General features: G+C 44.0%; 13 protein-coding genes. 7 read left to right on the top strand and 6 right to left on the bottom strand.

Going from position 1 to position 18,532, the window contains the following annotated elements; translation table 11 throughout:
- Positions 1 to 6: 6 nt before the first annotated feature.
- A complete protein-coding gene (locus B2Z67_RS11165) occupies positions 7 to 1,581 on the bottom strand; it encodes a cytochrome ubiquinol oxidase subunit I (RefSeq protein WP_291529906.1) in 1,575 nt (524 codons plus the stop codon).
- 78 nt (positions 1,582 to 1,659) lie between these two features.
- A complete protein-coding gene (locus tag B2Z67_RS11160) occupies positions 1,660 to 1,899 on the bottom strand; it encodes a DUF4492 domain-containing protein (RefSeq protein WP_291529905.1) in 240 nt (79 codons plus the stop codon).
- 261 nt (positions 1,900 to 2,160) lie between these two features.
- Here B2Z67_RS11160 and B2Z67_RS11155 point away from each other — a divergent pair, with 261 nt between their 5' ends.
- The 4 genes from B2Z67_RS11155 (at position 2,161) to B2Z67_RS11140 (ending at position 7,333) form a co-directional block, all read left to right on the top strand.
- Complete coding sequence (locus tag B2Z67_RS11155) at positions 2,161 to 3,501, top strand: TolC family protein (RefSeq protein WP_414630807.1); 1,341 nt, start codon at positions 2,161 to 2,163, stop codon at positions 3,499 to 3,501.
- Positions 3,502 to 3,520: 19 nt separating this feature from the next.
- Positions 3,521 to 4,753: an efflux RND transporter periplasmic adaptor subunit gene (locus B2Z67_RS11150; protein ID WP_291529903.1), complete on the top strand. Its 1,233-nt coding sequence runs from the start codon at positions 3,521 to 3,523 to the stop codon at positions 4,751 to 4,753.
- A gap of 425 nt (positions 4,754 to 5,178) precedes the next feature.
- Complete coding sequence (locus B2Z67_RS11145) at positions 5,179 to 5,922, top strand: ABC transporter ATP-binding protein (RefSeq protein ID WP_291529902.1); 744 nt, start codon at positions 5,179 to 5,181, stop codon at positions 5,920 to 5,922.
- A gap of 190 nt (positions 5,923 to 6,112) precedes the next feature.
- Positions 6,113 to 7,333, top strand: a complete 1,221-nt coding sequence (locus tag B2Z67_RS11140) for an ABC transporter permease (protein WP_291529901.1) — start codon at positions 6,113 to 6,115, stop codon at positions 7,331 to 7,333.
- Between the two features lie 917 nt (positions 7,334 to 8,250).
- Here the strand turns inward: B2Z67_RS11140 and B2Z67_RS11135 are convergent.
- Positions 8,251 to 8,970 (bottom strand): hypothetical protein, encoded by a 720-nt coding sequence (locus B2Z67_RS11135; protein ID WP_291529900.1) that lies wholly within the window; start codon positions 8,968 to 8,970, stop codon positions 8,251 to 8,253.
- Positions 8,971 to 9,240: 270 nt separating this feature from the next.
- On the opposite strand from B2Z67_RS11135, the gene B2Z67_RS11130 reads away from it, so the two are divergent.
- The gene (locus B2Z67_RS11130; protein ID WP_291529899.1) at positions 9,241 to 11,973 is read left to right on the top strand and encodes a hypothetical protein; all 2,733 of its coding nucleotides are present in this window, start codon (positions 9,241 to 9,243) and stop codon (positions 11,971 to 11,973) included.
- Here B2Z67_RS11130 and pgl read toward each other — a convergent pair.
- From pgl to gnd, 3 genes are all read right to left on the bottom strand, one after another.
- Positions 11,965 to 12,678 (bottom strand): 6-phosphogluconolactonase, encoded by a 714-nt coding sequence (gene pgl, locus B2Z67_RS11125; protein WP_291529898.1) that lies wholly within the window; start codon positions 12,676 to 12,678, stop codon positions 11,965 to 11,967. The two genes, B2Z67_RS11130 and pgl, sit on opposite strands and share 9 nt — an antisense overlap.
- Entirely contained in the window at positions 12,675 to 14,165 is a 1,491-nt protein-coding gene (zwf, locus tag B2Z67_RS11120; protein ID WP_414630808.1) for a glucose-6-phosphate dehydrogenase, read from the bottom strand. The genes pgl and zwf overlap by 4 nt, the downstream gene beginning before the upstream one ends.
- A 239-nt stretch (positions 14,166 to 14,404) precedes the next feature.
- Complete coding sequence (gene gnd, locus B2Z67_RS11115) at positions 14,405 to 15,880, bottom strand: decarboxylating NADP(+)-dependent phosphogluconate dehydrogenase (RefSeq protein ID WP_291529932.1); 1,476 nt, start codon at positions 15,878 to 15,880, stop codon at positions 14,405 to 14,407.
- A gap of 145 nt (positions 15,881 to 16,025) precedes the next feature.
- Here gnd and B2Z67_RS11110 point away from each other — a divergent pair, with 145 nt between their 5' ends.
- Together B2Z67_RS11110 and gmd are read left to right on the top strand one after the other, a co-directional pair.
- On the top strand, positions 16,026 to 17,180 hold the full coding sequence (locus B2Z67_RS11110) for a dicarboxylate/amino acid:cation symporter (RefSeq protein ID WP_291529896.1): 1,155 nt from the start codon (positions 16,026 to 16,028) through the stop codon (positions 17,178 to 17,180).
- A gap of 40 nt (positions 17,181 to 17,220) precedes the next feature.
- Positions 17,221 to 18,300 carry a GDP-mannose 4,6-dehydratase gene (gmd, locus tag B2Z67_RS11105; protein ID WP_291529895.1) on the top strand — a complete coding sequence of 360 codons (1,080 nt, stop codon included), beginning with the start codon at positions 17,221 to 17,223 and terminating at the stop codon, positions 18,298 to 18,300.
- Positions 18,301 to 18,532: the final 232 nt, after the last annotated feature.

Here is an 18,532-nt window from a genome sequence, read left to right as displayed (position 1 = left end):
GGTGCATTATGGTAGTTCACTGGTCACGGCTGTCTCTTTTTCCGGTCCTTTGCGAATTTCCCTTAGCATAATGCCAATTTCGGCTATTAACATAACAGTGAACAGTATCAGGAAGATGAAGAAGGTAGTCTGCACGGAACCGACACCCAGTTTGGAGATAGCCGCATTGACAGGCAACATATCCTGTATTACCCACGGCTGACGTCCGCATTCCGCCACCACCCAACCGGCTTGTCCGGCAAGGTATCCTAACGGAATAGTCAGTAATGCCACCCAATGCAGCCACTTCATCTTCGACAAATCTTTCTTGTAAGCCAGGATAAGAACTACTATAAAGAAAAGGATGAAGTATGCACCCAACATCACCATTATCCGGAATGCGTAGAATGTCAGCGGTACATTAGGAACCAAGTCATTCACATCTTTGACGTACCCATAACCGAAATAAGGCATATTTTCATTCAATACGGAAGCTGCAATTTCCGCATCCGCATCATTACCGGCAGCCTTTGCGGCACGATATGCGCCAAATGCCTCAACAGCAGCCTTTCCACGTTCTATCTTTTCTTTGGCAGAAAGGGCTGTGGTACCGTCTTCCAACTGATAACCACCTTCTATAATATCCGTAATGCCGGGAACAAACGCACCCATTTCACGCTCCGCCAGCAAAGAAAGCATTTCCGGTATTTCTATCCGGAACAGGAAAGGTTCTTTCCCGTCATTATATGTCTTCTTTTCCGGGTTCAACATGCCGACCGCAACCAGCCCGGCGCCTTGCTGTCCTTCATAATATCCTTCCATTGCAGCCAGTTTCATTGGTTGCGTTTGTGCAACCTGATAGCCCGAGCCATCGCCCGTCAACGCAGAGAGTGCTGCCGAAACTAAACCTACCCAAGCAGCAATTTTGATACTTGCCAGCGCAAACCGCTTATCTCTGTTCTTCAACAGAAACCAGCAACTTACTCCTACCACAAACACCGCACCCAGCACCCAACCGGACAGTACCGTGTGGAAGAACTTATTTATCGCCACGGGCGATAACGCCACCGCAGCAAAATCCACCATCTCATTACGGGCAGCATCAATATTGAATTCCATACCTACCGGATGCTGCATCCAGGCATTTGCAACAAGTATCCACCAGGCAGAGAATGTAGCGCCAAATCCGGTCAGCCAGGTAGCAATCAAGTGAAACCTTTTACTCACCTTATCCCACCCGAAAAACATGACCGCAATAAAGGTGGCTTCCATAAAGAATGCCAGAATACCCTCGATAGCAAGCGGCGCTCCGAAGATATCGCCTACAAACCAGGAATAGTTACTCCAGTTGGTTCCGAATTCAAACTCCAGAATCAATCCTGTAGCAACCCCCACGGCAAAGTTAATACCGAAGATTTTCATCCAAAACTTGGCAGTACGTTTCCAGAAGTCACTTCCCGTACGAAAGTACATGGTTTCCATGATACCCATAATAACTGCCAACCCTAAAGTGAGCGGTACAAAAATCCAGTGATAGATAGCGGTGAGTGCAAATTGCGCCCTCGACCAGTCAATCAACGAAATGTCTATGTGTTCAGTCATAAGGAATTAAATTATTAGTTTATAAGTTTTGAGTCATTCTTACTATGCATGAGCTATTTTCACTATGAGAAATACATATCAATTCCCGGCGGGAGGTTCATCACCGACAGCACGATGAATGAGTTCCCGGCTCACATAATCCGCCTTATCCTCGCCCACAGCCGATGTGTTGAGGAATCTCGGAAAGAAGAAAACACGTAATATCAGGAACATAATGAATAGTTTCACCAGAATGATTATCCATAGAGTACGACCCAGTGTCATACTTCGGAAACCATCGACATAGAACTGCCAAATATTCAGAAATGTATTTTTCATAACAATATAATTAGAACCTCTATAAAGATAATACATCTATGTAATTAATAACAAACAAAAGAGGAAAATGTTAGTGAACGGCACAAAAAAAGAAATCCGGCACTGAAAACATTTCAATCACCCATTTGTTTTACATACACTAATCTGTATTATTCCTACCGCAGGTAGGCTTACACCGCATATTTGCAGAGTCAATAAAACATATATAATAACAACATAAATATGATAAATGTAAAAAAACTGATAGTAACAACACTATGTATGGCAAGCTCATGTACCGGCAACGTAATGTTGCGGGCACAGGAATCCGTCGAGCCGGTTCTTCCTTCCCAATGGGACTTACAGACTTGTTTCGACTATGCCCTGCAACACAACATTACCCTGAAACGTGACCGCATCAATGCCGAAAGCGCCGAAGTAGATGTGAAAACCGCCAAAGCCGCCCTATTCCCCAGCCTCTCGGCAAGCATAGGCCAACGTGTAGTGAATCGTCCCAATAGTACAAACGGAACGATCATCAGTGGTGACAACATTACCAGCAGTACAAGCAAGACATCGTATAACGGCAGTTATGGCATTGACGCCAACTGGACACTCTACAACGGCAACAAACGCCTGAATACTATCAAACAGCGACGACTGGATAATCGCATTGCCGAACTCACCATTACGCAAAGCGAAAACAGTATCGAAGAAAGCATCGCACAGATATACGTGCAGATACTCTATGCCGCGGAAGCCGTGAAGGTGAATGAGAATACGCTCACAGTCAGCCGGGCACAACGTGACAGGGGAAAGCAATTACTGGAAGCGGGAAGCATAGCCAAAAGTGACCTCGCACAATTGGAAGCGCAGGTAAGTGCAGACAAATATCAGTTGGTACTGGCGCAATCCACTTTACAGGATTATAAACTGCAACTGAAGCAACTGCTCGAACTGGATGGCGAAGGAGAGATAAATATCTATCTGCCTTCTCTAAGCGACGAAAGTGTACTGATACCATTACCTACGAAAACCGATGTATATCGTTCCGCTCTTACTACCCGACCGGAAATTGAGTCAGGCAAATTGAGTGTACAGGCTTCCGAACTTGATATCAACATTGCCAAAGCAGGTTACATCCCTACTCTGAACCTCAGCGCAGGAATCGGTACGACGAATACCAACAGCAACAACTTCTCTTTCTCCGAACAGATAAAAAACAACTGGAACAACTCTCTGGGACTGACTGTGAATATACCTATTTTCTCCAACCGGCAGACCAGGAGCGCAGTAGAGAAAGCCCGCTTGCAGAAGCTAATCAGCGAATTGGAACTTCAAGACCAGCAGAAGGCTCTGTACAAAACCATCGAGAATCTATGGTTGGATGCCAATAGCGCACAGCAGCAATATGCCGCCGCAACGGAGAAACTGCGCAGTACACAGGCAAGCTACGACCTCATTCAGGAACAGTTCAATCAGGGAATGAAGACTACCGTAGAACTGCTAACCGAAAAGAACAATCTGCTCAGCGCACAACAGGAAACGTTGCAGGCCAAATACACAGCGATACTGAATGTACAGTTACTATACTTCTACCAAGGAGAGAGAATACGATTATAGAAAAATAAACATAACAATTATGAATAAGAAGAGAATCATCATGATAACTGTCGGAACCATCATAGTGGCCGGCATAGTTATTTGGGCATTAGGCAAACAATCGCAAAAGCAGAAAGTGACATTTGACATGACAACCGTAGGCCACACCGATATCTCCAATTCCGTAACAGCCACAGGTACCATTGAGCCGGTAACCGAGGTAGAGGTTGGTACGCAAGTCAGCGGTATCATCAACAAGATATATGTAGACTATAACTCTGTGGTTACCAAGGGGCAGCTTATCGCCGAAATGGACAAAGTGACTCTGCAAAGCGAACTTGCCTCTCAGCAAGCCACTTACGACGGCGCCAAAGCCGAATATGAATATCAGAAGAAGAACTATGAGCGCAACAAAGGTTTGCACGAAAAGCAACTTATCAGCGACACCGATTATGAGCAGAGTCTTTATAACTATCAAAAAGCAGAAAGTTCCTTCGATAGCAGTAAAGCATCTCTTGCCAAAGCAGAGCGCAATCTTTCTTATGCCACTATCACTTCGCCCATTGACGGTGTTGTTATCAGCCGTGATGTAGAAGAGGGACAAACGGTAGCATCAGGCTTCGAAACCCCGACTCTCTTCACCATTGCCGCCGACTTGACTCAGATGCAGGTAGTAGCCGATGTAGATGAGGCTGACATAGGTGAAGTAAAAGAAGAGCAACGCGTAAGCTTCACGGTAGATGCTTATCCGGGCGATGTATTTGAAGGTAAAGTGACTCAAATACGCCTGGGTTCCATCAGTAGCGCGAGCAGCACCACTACCGCCGGCACGGTAGTAACTTACGAGGTTGTAATATCCGCCCATAATCCGGAACTGAAACTGAAACCAAGGTTGACGGCAAACATCACTATTTACACACTGGACAAGCAAGGCGTGCTGAGTGTACCTGCAAAGGCTTTACGTTTCTCGCCCGTGCTTCCGTTGGTAGGCAAAGATGCTGTAATCAATGACAGCAAGGGCGAGCATAAGGTATGGACGAAAGAAGGAAATACATTCACAGCCCATCCGGTGAGTGTTGGTATTACAAACGGTATAATGACTGAAATCACCGGCGGCATCAACGAAGGCACACAGATTGTAGCTGATGCCGTAATTAATGCCGGCAACCAGCAACCTGCCTTGAGCGAAGAACAAGGGGGAAATGAAAGAAGTCCCTTTATGCCGGGAAGGCCGAGGAATAACAACAATAATAACAAAAAGAACAGTCAGTAAGAAGGTGTTATCAATTACTGACGTTTCACAAGTTATTTATATTGTTGATTATATTGTTAAGTAAGTGTTCATAATTAGTTTATACTATCATTTTTTAGACGCAGACAACGCGGATGACACGGATCTCTTTTTATTTTCCGGGTAGGCTAACGTAGCGCAGCATTTAAAAATCCGTGTCATCCGCGTTATCCGCATCTANNATTGCGCAGCAACCGGATTGAGATTCCGGTTCGCTATATTATCATTCATAGTATGAACCAATTATGAACAACTACTTAATCAGTAGTATCTCTATTTTCCTCCTCCCAGGAGGAGGGAAACGTACCTTAGTGAAAGAAATCAAATAATCTGTCAGCAAAGCTAATAGAAATACTTTTGATAATCAACAATATAAATAACTTATGAAACTTAAATAACAAAACAATATGAGTAAAACAGTTATAGAATTGCAGGATATCCGGCGCGACTTTCAAGTAGGCGATGAGATGGTACATGCTCTGCGTGGCATCTCTTTCTCTATAGGTGAAGGGGAATTTGTCACCATCATGGGTACATCCGGCTCCGGTAAATCAACTCTGTTGAACACGCTGGGATGCCTCGATACTCCTACCGGCGGCGAATACCTGCTGGACGGCATATCTGTACGTACTATGAGCAAGTCTCAACGTGCCGTCTTACGCAATCGTAAAATCGGTTTTGTTTTCCAGAGTTACAACCTGCTGGCAAAAACCACCGCGATAGAGAATGTTGAACTGCCTTTGATGTATAATGCCTCAGTCTCGGCAACCGAACGCCGCCGCCGTGCTATTACAGCTTTGCAGGATGTAGGATTAGGTGATCGTATGGAGCACAAATCCAACCAGATGTCCGGCGGACAGATGCAACGTGTAGCTATAGCCCGCGCTTTGGTTAATAATCCGGCAGTAATCCTTGCCGACGAGGCAACCGGCAACCTGGATACGCGCACTTCATTCGACATCCTGGTGCTTTTCCAGAAACTGCATGCCGAAGGACGTACCATCATCTTCGTCACCCACAACCCGGAAATAGCCCAATACAGCAGTCGGAACATACGCCTGCGCGATGGACGTGTGATGGAAGATACCGTAAATCCGAAAGTCCTCTCGGCAGCAGCCGCACTGGCAGCCTTGCCGAAGAGCGGGGATTAGTTAAGTAGTAAGTAGCAAGTAGTAAGTAGTTAGTAGTAGATACTCAGTAGTCAATCACCACTTATTTACCACCTACCTACTACCACCTACTAACTACTAACTACCACCTACTTACTACTAACTACTAACTACTTACTACCACCTACTTACTACCACCTACTTACTACTAACTACTAACTACTTAAAAACCATGAATGGAACAAACCTTTTCAAAATAGCCTTGCGAGCACTTGCCAACAACAAGTTGCGTGCATTTCTCACCATGTTGGGTATCATCATCGGTGTAGCCTCCGTTATCACTATGCTTGCCATCGGACAAGGATCGAAAAAAAGCATTCAGGCACAGATATCAGAGATGGGTTCGAATATGATTATGATTCGTCCGGGTGGTAATATGCGTGGAGGTGTACGTCAGAATGCCTCGTCCATGCAGACACTGACATTGGCCGATTATGAATCACTGCGTAACGAAACAAACTTCCTCGCAGCCGTCAGTCCCAGCGTATCATCCGCCGGGCAACTCATTGCAGGAGATAATAACTACCCGGCATCCGTGAACGGCGTAGGTACTGAATTTCTTGAAATCCGCCAGTTAAGCATAGAAAGCGGGGAAATGTTTACTGAAGCCGATATCCGGAGCGCCGCCAAAGCCTGCGTAATAGGTAAGACAATTGTGGATAACCTCTTTCCGAACGGACAAGACCCGATAGGACGTATCATTCGCTTCAATCAAGTACCCATGCGTGTTGTAGGCGTACTGAAGCCTAAAGGATACAACTCTATGGGCGCCGACCAGGATGAAATTGTATTGGCTCCCTATACCACCGTAATGAAACGTATGCTTGCCGTTACTTACCTGCAAAACATTTTCGCCTCTGCCTTAAGCGAAGATATGACGGACTATGCGACGGACGAAGTCACTACCATCCTGCGCCGCAATCACAAACTCCAGGCGACGGACGAGGACGATTTCACTATTCGCAGCCAGCAGGAACTCAGCAGTATGCTCAACACTACTACCGACCTGATGACTACATTACTGGCATGTATCGCCGGTATCTCCCTCATAGTCGGTGGCATCGGTATCATGAACATCATGTACGTCAGTGTAACGGAACGCACCCGTGAGATTGGTCTGCGCATGTCCGTCGGTGCACGTGGCATAGATATATTATCACAGTTCCTGATTGAAGCTATCCTTATCAGTATCACGGGAGGCATCATCGGAGTAATAATCGGTTGCGGAGCTTCATTTATTGTGAAGAACGTAGCCCACTGGCCCATCTATATTCAGGCCTGGAGCGTATTCCTTTCCTTTGCGGTCTGTACTGTTACCGGTGTATTCTTTGGTTGGTATCCGGCAAAGAAAGCGGCAGACTTGGATCCGATAGAAGCTATCAGATACGAATAATGCGAATCAACTCCTTAACTCCTGATTCACATCATTTGCCTTATTCCTTATACGCTGCGAACAAAAATTTTGATTCGGTTGCCTGTAGCTTAGCCTGTATCATTCATACTGTAGGCTAATATATGGCAAGATCATAGCTGTCACTTTGCATTTTTAACCGGCTGAGAATGCGATATTTCCGACCGAAGGTAAGGTTGGTTGGAAATATCGAAGTAAAAATCCGTATCTTACTGACAGACAGTGAGATATCGAAATACGTACAACTCTAAAAAATTGCGGAAGACTCTTTTGAAGCAATTTTTAGTGGTTTATTCCTACCGAACTTGTGTGGTTGTGTACCAGACTTGTGTGGTTTGTGCACAGAACTTATGTGATTCGTGCACAGAATATGATTTGCTATGTACTTAATTTGTAGCCAACAAGCATACATTTCAGGCATTTTAGGTAGAAAAAGTTAGTTCTCAACGTTAATCAGGTAGAAAATTACATGAATTAAGAGAAAATTCATATAAATTAGAAGATAAATCAAACTTTCCTATTGCATATTAAAAAATCTTTTTTACCTTTGCATCGAACAGATATGGAAGTTGTGAAACTTCCCCCAATAGAATAGTTTAGTTAAGTCTAGTTTAGTTTTTGTGTGAAAGTGCTTCCCCGTTAGAGAACGACAAGGAAGCACTTTTTTGTTGCTGATTATCAGGGTGTTACAAAACAAAGGGCAATCAAGTAGAAATTATTGGTGAGGTCTCTTTAAAACTGATTCAAATACTATTTAAATTTACTACGTAGTAGTGTATCAACTACTACGTAGTAATTGACTAACTACTACTGGGTAGTTGACCAACTACTACTAAGTAGTTGCCTAACTACTACTAAGTAATTCCACAAGGTTATGATTTACTCTTCTTCAGACATTCTTAATAACGATACACCGCTCCCAATATCATACGGCAATAGTAAGCACGGTATTTGTAGCTTACCATATAAAATAAACAAATAAGTATCGGAATTAATATTATTATCAATAACCTGCAACAACATGTGAGGCTTTCTACACGCAACAAGGTACACAGGCTAATAGTACTGGTAAACATCATATTACGATAAAAAATAAATAACTGAAAATAGTTATTAATCCTGCCTAATTGATATTCTGATCCATACGCAAAAGCACGACTTTTGGCGTAATTGAATAAAAGCTTAATGTCTTTTTTATTATTCCACACCTCTGTCTTATTATCACCTTGTATGGTTTTGTCTTTATTGCCTCTATAACTGTCATTGCATACGGCATCATCATTCAGAATATGTCTAATTCTCACGTTATGAGCTAATTTCAAACACCAACATTCACCTTTTTTCAGAAAATCATAAGACGGAAAAAAAGGAATGCGCATCCATTTATGAAAACACGATGCATTATCTATCAAGAAAGTATCTACGCAATCAGCGAGCGGATCGATAAATAGTCCTATCAGATAACTTGCAACAATAAACAAAGTAGGCGTAATACCATTTCCTATAGCACAAGAAATCTTTGCGATGTCAAAACCATAACGAGCAACAAGAACTGCCAACAAGATAATTCCCCCATGCAAAATGTGAATGAGTAAATCCTTTAGATTGAAATCTTTCATAATAGTCTATTTTAAAAGTTATCTTGAATTAATTAAGGTATTTACGATCAGATCATATAGGTTACCAACACATGCTCATGTGTTTATTATGAATATGTAAAAATAAGAAATGATAAAATAAGTTGTATACTAACATGATATGTTAGACAACATAAGAACAACTATCAAAATCAAGTTACCAAATCATTAAAGAAAAGAAATAGAATTATCTAAAACAAAATTTAGTTTTAACTGTTTATTGAATAATTCCATCTTTCAGTTTTATTAGTTATGGCACAAATTTGCAACTCACTAACAACCCTTATTAATTCCGGAATACTTGACCGTGCTTCGACATTACTATATATCATATTACTTTCGGGCGTGCTGTTTTCAACTTCATCATGTGTTCAAGACGAGGATTTCAACATTGAAGAGAATAAAAAAGAAGTCCTGCTGCGTATGGCTATTCCGGGAAATAACACCACTACGCGTTCCATCAATGGTATCCAGGAAAACACGATTAATGAGGTAGATGTACTGGCATTCAAGATTGATGGTACTAACGAAACCTTCGACTATTCCGTCATAGCTTCTCCGGCGTTAAGCAGCACTCCGGGAAGTAGCACGCAGATGTTTACGGTTACACTTCAAGCCAAAACTTATCCGCAACGCCTTGTCCTGGTAACTAACGCCCACGAACAAGTATCCGCCTTGCTTAATAGCTCAACCTGGCAAGGAACAGATAAACAGACGTTGCTTTCCCAACTGGTATTAACCCTACCCAACAGCGACGACCGTTGGAATGCCACATCGGCATCAAACTATACCGCCCTGCCCATGTGGGGTGAAAGTGCAGCGGAAACAATCACTTCGTCGACCACCCAATTATCCAATTCAATCAATATGCTGCGAATGGTAGCCCGGATAGATGTACACCTCGATACAAGTATTACCGGACTGACGGATAAATTTAAGCTTAAAAGCGTACACCTTTATAATACGAATACGGGCGGACAGATTGTACCTTCGAATAGCGCATTGATGCAGGAAAACCGGAATGGAGTTCCATATCTGTACGTTACTCAACCCAGCATTCCTGCCGCTTTGCAACCATACAGCGCCCGGTACTTCGGGCCGATATCCTACCAGGACTTTTCCGCTCCGGGCATTACGGACGTAGCCATTACCGGAGCCATCTATACCTTTGAAGCTGCCGCAGTTCCGGACAAATCACAAGCGCCTTGTTTAGTGATTGGAGGAGTTTACGGCGACGACCCGCTACCCACCTATTACCGGGTTGATTTCATTGCTGCGGACGGTACTACACAACTGGATATTCTCAGAAACTATCAGTACACGCTGAGCATCACAAATATTGCAGGAAGCGGACAGCCGACCGTTCAGGATGCGTTCAATGCGAAAGCAGCCAACATCACCGCCCAGATATTACGATGGAATCAAAGCGGAATGGGAAACATCACGTTCGACGGAACCAATACTCTCAGTGTCAGCAGGGATACGATCAACCTCTACCGGGATGCTGCTACCGACGCTGCTACCTACAACCAACTGACCATCTATACCGATTACCCCTCAGGCTGGACAGTAGAAAAAATAGTCGACGCCTCTACCGGAACCACGGTTGACTGGCCGGCATTAAAAACCGCTTCGGGCGCATCAGGCGTACGTGTCAACACGGCTGTCACTTGTACCGAAAATACAACCGGTGCCAATCGTTCCGCCATTATATGGATCACAGCCGGACGCCTGCGTTACCCGATCACCGTCAAGCAGAATATTGAAACATTCCAGGGACAAGCAGATTTTACCATCAATTGTTCCGGTACTGCTCTTTCAGGGCAATATGTGACTCACGTAGCTTTGAACAGCAGTAATACAATGAGTGTTGTGATAAATGCAACCGCTGCTTCAATCGGAAGCACCTATGTTATTCAAACAAACGCGCAAAACGGCTATGGTTTTATCTCAATCGGAACAATCACAAGTACTACCCAGACGGTAACTCTGATGGGATTCGGAACACCGGTTGCACCCCAAACCGATACCTTTACCATCTCAACCAACAGCCTTAATATGGCGGCAACATGTTCGCAGAATGTGCGAGTAATTGCGCGTACTATCAGAATTATGGGCTTGGGAGGCTATTGGTACAATGTAGGGAATAATCGTCCGACACCGGGAACGGTAGACATGGTAATGAACAAGATTCTCCATAACCCCAATTATTTTGGGCAAAGCACAAGCTCTGTTTATTCGATTGCAGGAATTACTATTTATAATGAATCCAACGGATATGATTGGAGACCATCAGCAACAGACCTCAAAAATGCAATAAACAGTTTCAATCCGGATATTATTATAGGTGGATATGAAGTAGATATTACTTCTGCACACGTAACTGTTTTTCAGAATTATATCAACAAAGGAGGGGTTTTGATTTATATATGTGACGAATCCGATACGGAAATGGCAAGCAAACAAATGGTGGATAACCTATTTTATAATGGTGCTTCAACTGTCACCGTATCTACAAACGAATCGCAATCGGGCGTACCAACCTTGCCTTGGCTAAATACAAATCACCCGATTACTCGCGGCCCTTTCCTGAACCTTGCGGGATATTACATGCAACAGGATGGAGACGGTAATGCTTCCGTATCTGTTAACGGAACTCCGAATATTGCAAACGCCACGGTATTGGTGAACAACCTTAACGGGAACGGAGCCAGAGTATTTGTCCATAACACCCTGGGACTTGTGTGGATAGGTGACGGAGGAGCTATGGCAGGAGCATCCAATGAAGGCGCAGATACTGATAACTGGCCTGTTAAGGTAGTCAATACAGTTCCTTATGGAACCATGCAAATAGGCGCCACCGGCGCTTCGGGCAATAATGCGCTTACAGCAAACGCCCATTTCTTCGCCAATGCCTTTGCATGGGGAATGAATTACGTTCAGATAACCAGACCTACCGGTTTGGAAGCGTACAATTTACCTTAGGGAGTGAATGTAGGCAAGTTCATCCATAAAGACATCCACATCCCATGCATGATGTGCTACGTAGGCAGCCGGGCCTGTATCGCCTGAAGACAGAATGTCCTGTACTACACCTGCTTTGTTCTTTCCCGTAACAAAGAAAATCAGTTTCTTGGCATTGAACAGCAGACAGCCGGTCATAGCAATACGCTTCTGTCCGTTATAAGGATTTACACTCACTTCATAAGGATTAAAAGAGGATAGCAGATATTCTTGTCCGGGGAAGATAGAAGAAGTATGCCCATCTTCACCCACACCAAGCAATATGATATCCATAACCGGGAAACCACGATGGAGCGGGATATTAAGCTGTAGCAGCATGGAATATCGTTTCGCTTCTGCGGCAGGCGGATTGTCGCCTTTGATAGGATATATGTACTCGTCAGGTATCGGTACTTTGTCCAGTAGCAGGTTGTACATGTTACCGTAGTTACTCTCCGAGTCTTCCGAAGGTACACAACGCTCATCCACCCAATAAATACGCATTCGCATCCAGGGAGTAACATCTGCGAACTCATCCGCCCATAAATCGAACATCTGCGAAGGCGTGCTGCCTCCACTGAATGCAATATGGAAAATCTTCTGCGGTTCTTTCTCCATTAAATGGATAATATGTTTGATAAGTGCGCGCGCTGTTTCAGCCGCCGTACTATATTTATATGTTTTCATAACTCACAATATTGATCCGTATTCGTCAGATTCTTACACGGGTTAGTCCAGTCGGCACCATGTTCATGCATCATCGCCTCGCTTTCCAACGGCCCCCAAGTACCCGCAGGATAGCCACACAATGGAGCTTCAGGGTGTTCTTTCCAGTAATCCAGTACCGGATCAAAAAACCGCCAGGAAGCCTCAACGGCATCACTACGCGTAAACAGCGTCGGGTCACCCTGTATGCAGTCTTCTATCAACCGCGCATAAGCATCTCCTGCAGACAAGCCACCAAGCGTATTGTAGCTGAAGTCCATCATCACCTGTTTCACATCGAATCCCGGACCGGGTACTTTCATCCCGAAGTTCAGGACAATACCTTCATTAGGTTGCAGGCGGAGGATAAGCCTGTTAGCCCGCGGACGGTATTCACCCGAATAATGGAACATCTGATGAGGAATTTGACGGAAATGCACAACAATTTCCGTCACTTTGGTAGGCATCTGCTTCCCTGTACGGATATAGAAAGGTACGCCACTCCAACGCCAGTTATCTATACCGATTTTCATGGCGATGTAAGTCTCCGTACGCGAACCGGCAGGAATATTCTGTTCTTCACGGTAACCCTTCTTGGAACCTGAAGCCGTATATTGCCCGCGAACTACATGTTCATTCAAGTCTTCTTCCGTCAGAGGTTTCAGCGACTCGTAGACTTTTACCACTTCGTTACGAAAACTATCGGCGGTGAATACGGCAGGCGGCTCCATAGCGGTGAGCGCCACCAATTGGATAAGATGGTTCTGCACCATGTCACGCAAAGCGCCCGTACCATTATAGAAACCTCCACGCTGTTCGATACCCAGGTTTTCAACAGCGGTAACTTCTACATAATCAATATAATTACGGTTCCATAAAGGTTCAAAAATACCGTTGGCGAAACGGAAGGCAAGAATATTCTGCGCCGTTTCTTTACCCAGAAAGTGGTCGATACGATAAATCTGATGTTCTTCGAATACCGAAGCATACACTTTGTTCAACTCTTCTGCAGATTGCAGATTATATCCAAAAGGTTTCTCTACAATGATACGTGTACCCTCACGGTTTAATCCCGCAGTTTTCAGATGCAAGGGAATAACACCATACAATGAAGGCGGTGTAGCCAGATAGAAGAGCAGGTTTTCCGGATTATCTTCACCGGTGATTTCCTGCAAGCGTTTATCCAACACTGCGTATCCATCTGCTATGGCAGGATCCATGCTCAGGTAATGCAAGTGAGTACAAAACCCCTTCATACCTTCTCCTTCTTTTCCGTCGTCTCCGTCGGGAGCGACGAAATGCTCCAATTCATTCAGAATATAATCATGATACGTCTCGTCCGAATATTCTGTGCGTCCTATACCCAGGACGGCAAACCCTTCCGGTAAACGTTTATCTCTATATAAAGAATAGAGTGCCGGCATTAATTTGCGTTTTGTCAAATCACCGGAAGCGCCGAATATGATCATTACAAATCTATTCACATACACCCTTGATTTTGTTTGGTTCATCTTTGTGCATTATTTGATTGGTTTATTATTAACACATTAAGCAAATGTTCATAATTAGTTTATACTTTGATAGTATCTGTCATGCTGAGCGTAGCCGAAGCATCTCTTCTTCTGAAATACAAACTTCAACTGCGCTCAGCATGACAGATACTACAAGATAATTAAACATGAGTACTTATTATTTGATTGGTTCATGTTTATACATTGTATGTGCCCGACTTAGTGTCACCTCCATGCCCTGTCCAATTCTCGTGAAAGAATTGTCCGCGAAGCTCATCAACACGTTCGAAAGTATGTGCACCGAAATAATCGCGTTGCGCCTGAATCATATTTGCAGGTAATGCCTGAGAAACCAGCGAATAGAAATAATTCAGAGCAGAAGAGAAAGCGGGCACAGGTAGTTCTTCATTCATCGCATGGACAACAAGATGTTTCCAACCGGAAAGCATCTGCTGTATTTCCTGCTTGAAATAAGGTGCCAGCAGCAAGTGATTCGTTTTTCCGGATGCCTCGAACGCAGCAGCAATATCATTCAGGAAAATACTGCGGATAATACAACCACCCCGCCACATACGGGCGATAGATGCCAAGTCAAGATTCCACCCGAAAGTTTCGGATGCTTTTTGCAATACCGCAAAACCTTGTGCATAAGATACCAGCTTCGATGCGTACAATGCGGAATAAATATCCTCCACCAGTTCAGTTTTATTATATACCGCCTCAGAACGTTGGGAAACAAATTGTTTGGAAGCCGTTTCACGCAGACTCTTCTGCGAAGAAAGACTGCGCTCAAACACAGCCGTCGCTATCAGTCCCAAAGGCATACCCAGTTCCATAGCATTGATGACTGACCATTTACCGGTACCTTTCTGTCCTGCCGTATCCAGAATTTTATCTATCAGGTAATCACCTGTTTTATCTTTATGACGCAATATGTTGGCGGTAATCTCTATCAGATAACTGCGTAACTTCCCTTCATTCCAATGAGTGAAAACGGAAGCCATTTCTTCATTATCAAGTTGCAACAGGTTCTTCATCACCCAATAGGCTTCGGAAATCAATTGCATATCACCGTATTCAATGCCATTATGTATCATCTTAACAAAATGTCCGGAACCAGCCGGACCAATCCAATCACAACAGGGAGTACCATCGGCAGCACGGGCGGCAATGCTTTGCAGAACAGGCTTTACTTCATTCCAGGCAGTCGCCGAACCACCCGGCATAATGGAAGCGCCGTTCAGCGCTCCTTCTTCTCCCCCCGAAACACCCGCACCGATAAAGCGGAAGCCTTTTGATTCTGCCAACGCTACACGCCGGTTCGTATCTTCATAATTGGAGTTACCACCGTCAATCAAAATATCACCCGGAGAAAGATGCGGAAATAGTTGCTCCATAAGTTCATCCACCGCACTGCCGGCGCGTACCATCATCATGATTTTGCGAGGCATGGAAACAGAGTCCGTAAATTCAGCTATATCCGTATAGCCTTCTATACTCTTATCTTTGGCTCGACCACTGATAAAACGTTCTACCACACCTTCTTCCACTCCGGGAACCGTACGATTGTACACGGATACATTCCATCCCTTATCAGCCATGTTGAGGGCTAAGTTCTCCCCCATCACAGCAAGTCCAATTAAACCTATATCTGTTTTTAGCTGTTTTTTCATCATAACTTTTATTTCTATGATAATTCATTGAAAATTAAACAATATGCCAATCCTATTTGTTCGTATAAGTTCGGAATAAAAGTCGTACTTTTGCATTCAGTAAGTTTATTATAAGTTTATTTACCTGAAAACTAAAATACGTAAAATGAAAAAGATTCACATAGGATTATTGCCGCGTATCATTATCGCAATAGCATTAGGTATCCTTCTCGGTAATTTCCTGCCCGACTCGCCGGTACGCTTGTTTGTTACATTCAATGGTATTTTCAGTGAGTTTCTTAGCTTCTCCATACCGCTTATAATCGTAGGACTGGTAACAGTAGCCATTGCTGATATAGGGAAAGGAGCCGGTAAATTACTACTAATAACCACATTAATAGCCTACGGGGCTACTTTGTTTTCCGGGTTCTTGTCTTACTTCACCGGCGCAACCCTCTTCCCCTCACTTATTGAGCCGGGTGTTCCGTTAGAAGAAGTCAGTGAAGCGCAAGGCATTCTGCCTTTCTTTTCAGTTGCCATTCCACCGCTAATGAATGTCATGACAGCTTTGGTATTGGCATTTACTTTAGGTCTGGGGCTGGCATACCTGAAAAATGACACACTCAAAAGCGCTGCACGTGACTTTCAGGAAATTATTGTCCGCATGATCAGTACCGTAATCATACCGTTACTTCCGATTTATATCTTTGGCATATTCCTCAATATGACCCATTCCGGAGAGGTTTTCTCCATATTAATGGTATTCATCAAGATTATCGGCATAATTTTCCTGCTACACATCTTCCTGCTAATATTTCAATATAGTATAGCCGCGTTATTCGTGCGCAGGAATCCTTTCAAGTTGTTAGGCAGAATGCTGCCGGCATATTTTACGGCATTAGGTACGCAGTCTTCAGCAGCGACCATTCCTGTTACATTGGAACAAACTAAAAAGAATGAAGTAACTCCCGATATTGCGGGATTCGTTATTCCGCTTTGCGCCACCATCCACTTATCCGGCAGTACGCTGAAGATTGTGGCATGTGCGCTGGCATTAATGATTATGCAGGGAATGCCATATAGCTTTCCGCTCTTTGCCGGTTTTATTTTTATATTGGGAATTACAATGGTAGCCGCTCCCGGTGTTCCCGGTGGCGCTATCATGGCTTCCTTAGGCGTTCTGCAATCGGTGCTTGGCTTCGACGAATCCGCACAGGCGCTGATGATTGCGCTCTACATTGCGATGGATAGTTTCGGTACAGCCTGCAATGTAACGGGCGATGGAGCCATTGCACTGGTTATTAATAAAATTTATAAGTGACAAGACGGTATATTAGTTAAATCAATAAAAAGCCTACTATATGAAAACAGCTTTAATCTCCGGAATCACAGGTCAGGATGGCTCCTTCTTAGCCGAATTCTTATTACAAAAAGGATATGAAGTACATGGAATTATCCGCCGTTCTTCTTCCTTTAACACAGGACGCATTGAGCACCTGTACTTCGACGAATGGGTACGGGACATGAAGCAAAAACGTACTATCAACCTGCATTACGGCGATATGACGGACAGCAGTTCGCTTATTCGTATCATTCAACAGGTACAGCCCGACGAAATATACAACCTCGCCGCACAGAGTCACGTAAAGGTTTCTTTTGATGTACCCGAATATACTGCGGAAGCAGATGCCATCGGTACGCTACGCATGTTGGAGGCTGTCCGCATTCTTGGCATGGAACAAAAGACGAGAATTTACCAGGCATCCACTTCGGAACTTTACGGTAAGGTACAGGAAATACCTCAAAAAGAAACGACCCCTTTCTATCCCCGCAGTCCTTATGGCGTAGCCAAACAATATGGTTTCTGGATTACAAAGAATTATCGTGAAAGCTACGGCATGTTTGCCGTAAACGGTATTCTTTTTAATCATGAAAGTGAACGCCGCGGTGAGACATTTGTCTCCCGTAAGATTACGCTGGCAGCCGCACGTATTGCACAGGGTTTTCAAGATAAACTATACCTGGGTAATCTGGACGCTCGCCGTGACTGGGGATATGCAAAAGACTATGTAGAATGTATGTGGCTTATGCTTCAGCATGAAGTACCCGAAGATTTCGTGATTGCTACGGGAGAGATGCATACGGTTCGTGAATTTGCTATTCTTGCGTTTAAAGAAGTAGGTATCACCCTGCGCTGGGAAGGCGAAGGTCTTAATGAAAAAGGTATCGACGTAAAGACAGGTAGGGTGCTTGTAGAAATTGATCCTAAATACTTCCGTCCGGCTGAAGTGGAACAGTTATTGGGCGACCCGACCAAAGCAAAAACATTACTGGGATGGAATCCAAACCAAACCAGCTTTGAGGATTTGGTGAAGATTATGGCTGTTAATGACATGAAGTTTGTGAGAAAACTGCATCTGCGGTCTCAAGAGAAAGATTAAACGGACGAACACGAATTCTTTTTCCCTTCGGCAAATACATTCACAGATACCGTGAGACGACTTTTTTCATCTCATGGGACGGATTTTTTCGTCTCGTGAGACGAATTCATTCATCCCATGAGATGAAATTCTTCGTCCTGTGAGACAAATTCTCCCTCCCAGGGTTTTGGTTCTTCGTCTCTTTAGGTGCAAGCAATTTGCTTCAAACTCCTTATTCATCGTGGTTTTAGAA

Origin of the sequence: Bacteroides sp. UBA939 (genome assembly GCF_002293435.1) — a bacterium.
Taxonomy (GTDB): Bacteria; Bacteroidota; Bacteroidia; order Bacteroidales; family Bacteroidaceae; genus Bacteroides.
This window is presented reverse-complemented; position numbering and strand designations above follow the sequence as displayed.

Excerpts from the sequence above, each read along its gene's own strand:
- B2Z67_RS11165 (WP_291529906.1), bottom strand. The coding sequence starts at position 1,581 with ATGACTGAACACATAGACATTTCGTTGATTGACTGGTCGAGGGCGCAA.
- B2Z67_RS11160 (WP_291529905.1), bottom strand. The coding sequence starts at position 1,899 with ATGAAAAATACATTTCTGAATATTTGGCAGTTCTATGTCGATGGTTTC.
- B2Z67_RS11155 (WP_414630807.1), top strand. The coding sequence starts at position 2,161 with ATGGCAAGCTCATGTACCGGCAACGTAATGTTGCGGGCACAGGAATCC.
- B2Z67_RS11150 (WP_291529903.1), top strand. The coding sequence starts at position 3,521 with ATGAATAAGAAGAGAATCATCATGATAACTGTCGGAACCATCATAGTG.
- B2Z67_RS11145 (WP_291529902.1), top strand. The coding sequence starts at position 5,179 with ATGAGTAAAACAGTTATAGAATTGCAGGATATCCGGCGCGACTTTCAA.
- B2Z67_RS11140 (WP_291529901.1), top strand. The coding sequence starts at position 6,113 with ATGAATGGAACAAACCTTTTCAAAATAGCCTTGCGAGCACTTGCCAAC.
- B2Z67_RS11135 (WP_291529900.1), bottom strand. The coding sequence starts at position 8,970 with ATGAAAGATTTCAATCTAAAGGATTTACTCATTCACATTTTGCATGGG.
- B2Z67_RS11130 (WP_291529899.1), top strand. The coding sequence starts at position 9,241 with ATGGCACAAATTTGCAACTCACTAACAACCCTTATTAATTCCGGAATA.
- pgl (WP_291529898.1), bottom strand. The coding sequence starts at position 12,678 with ATGAAAACATATAAATATAGTACGGCGGCTGAAACAGCGCGCGCACTT.
- zwf (WP_414630808.1), bottom strand. The coding sequence starts at position 14,165 with ATGATCATATTCGGCGCTTCCGGTGATTTGACAAAACGCAAATTAATG.
- gnd (WP_291529932.1), bottom strand. The coding sequence starts at position 15,880 with ATGAAAAAACAGCTAAAAACAGATATAGGTTTAATTGGACTTGCTGTG.
- B2Z67_RS11110 (WP_291529896.1), top strand. The coding sequence starts at position 16,026 with ATGAAAAAGATTCACATAGGATTATTGCCGCGTATCATTATCGCAATA.
- gmd (WP_291529895.1), top strand. The coding sequence starts at position 17,221 with ATGAAAACAGCTTTAATCTCCGGAATCACAGGTCAGGATGGCTCCTTC.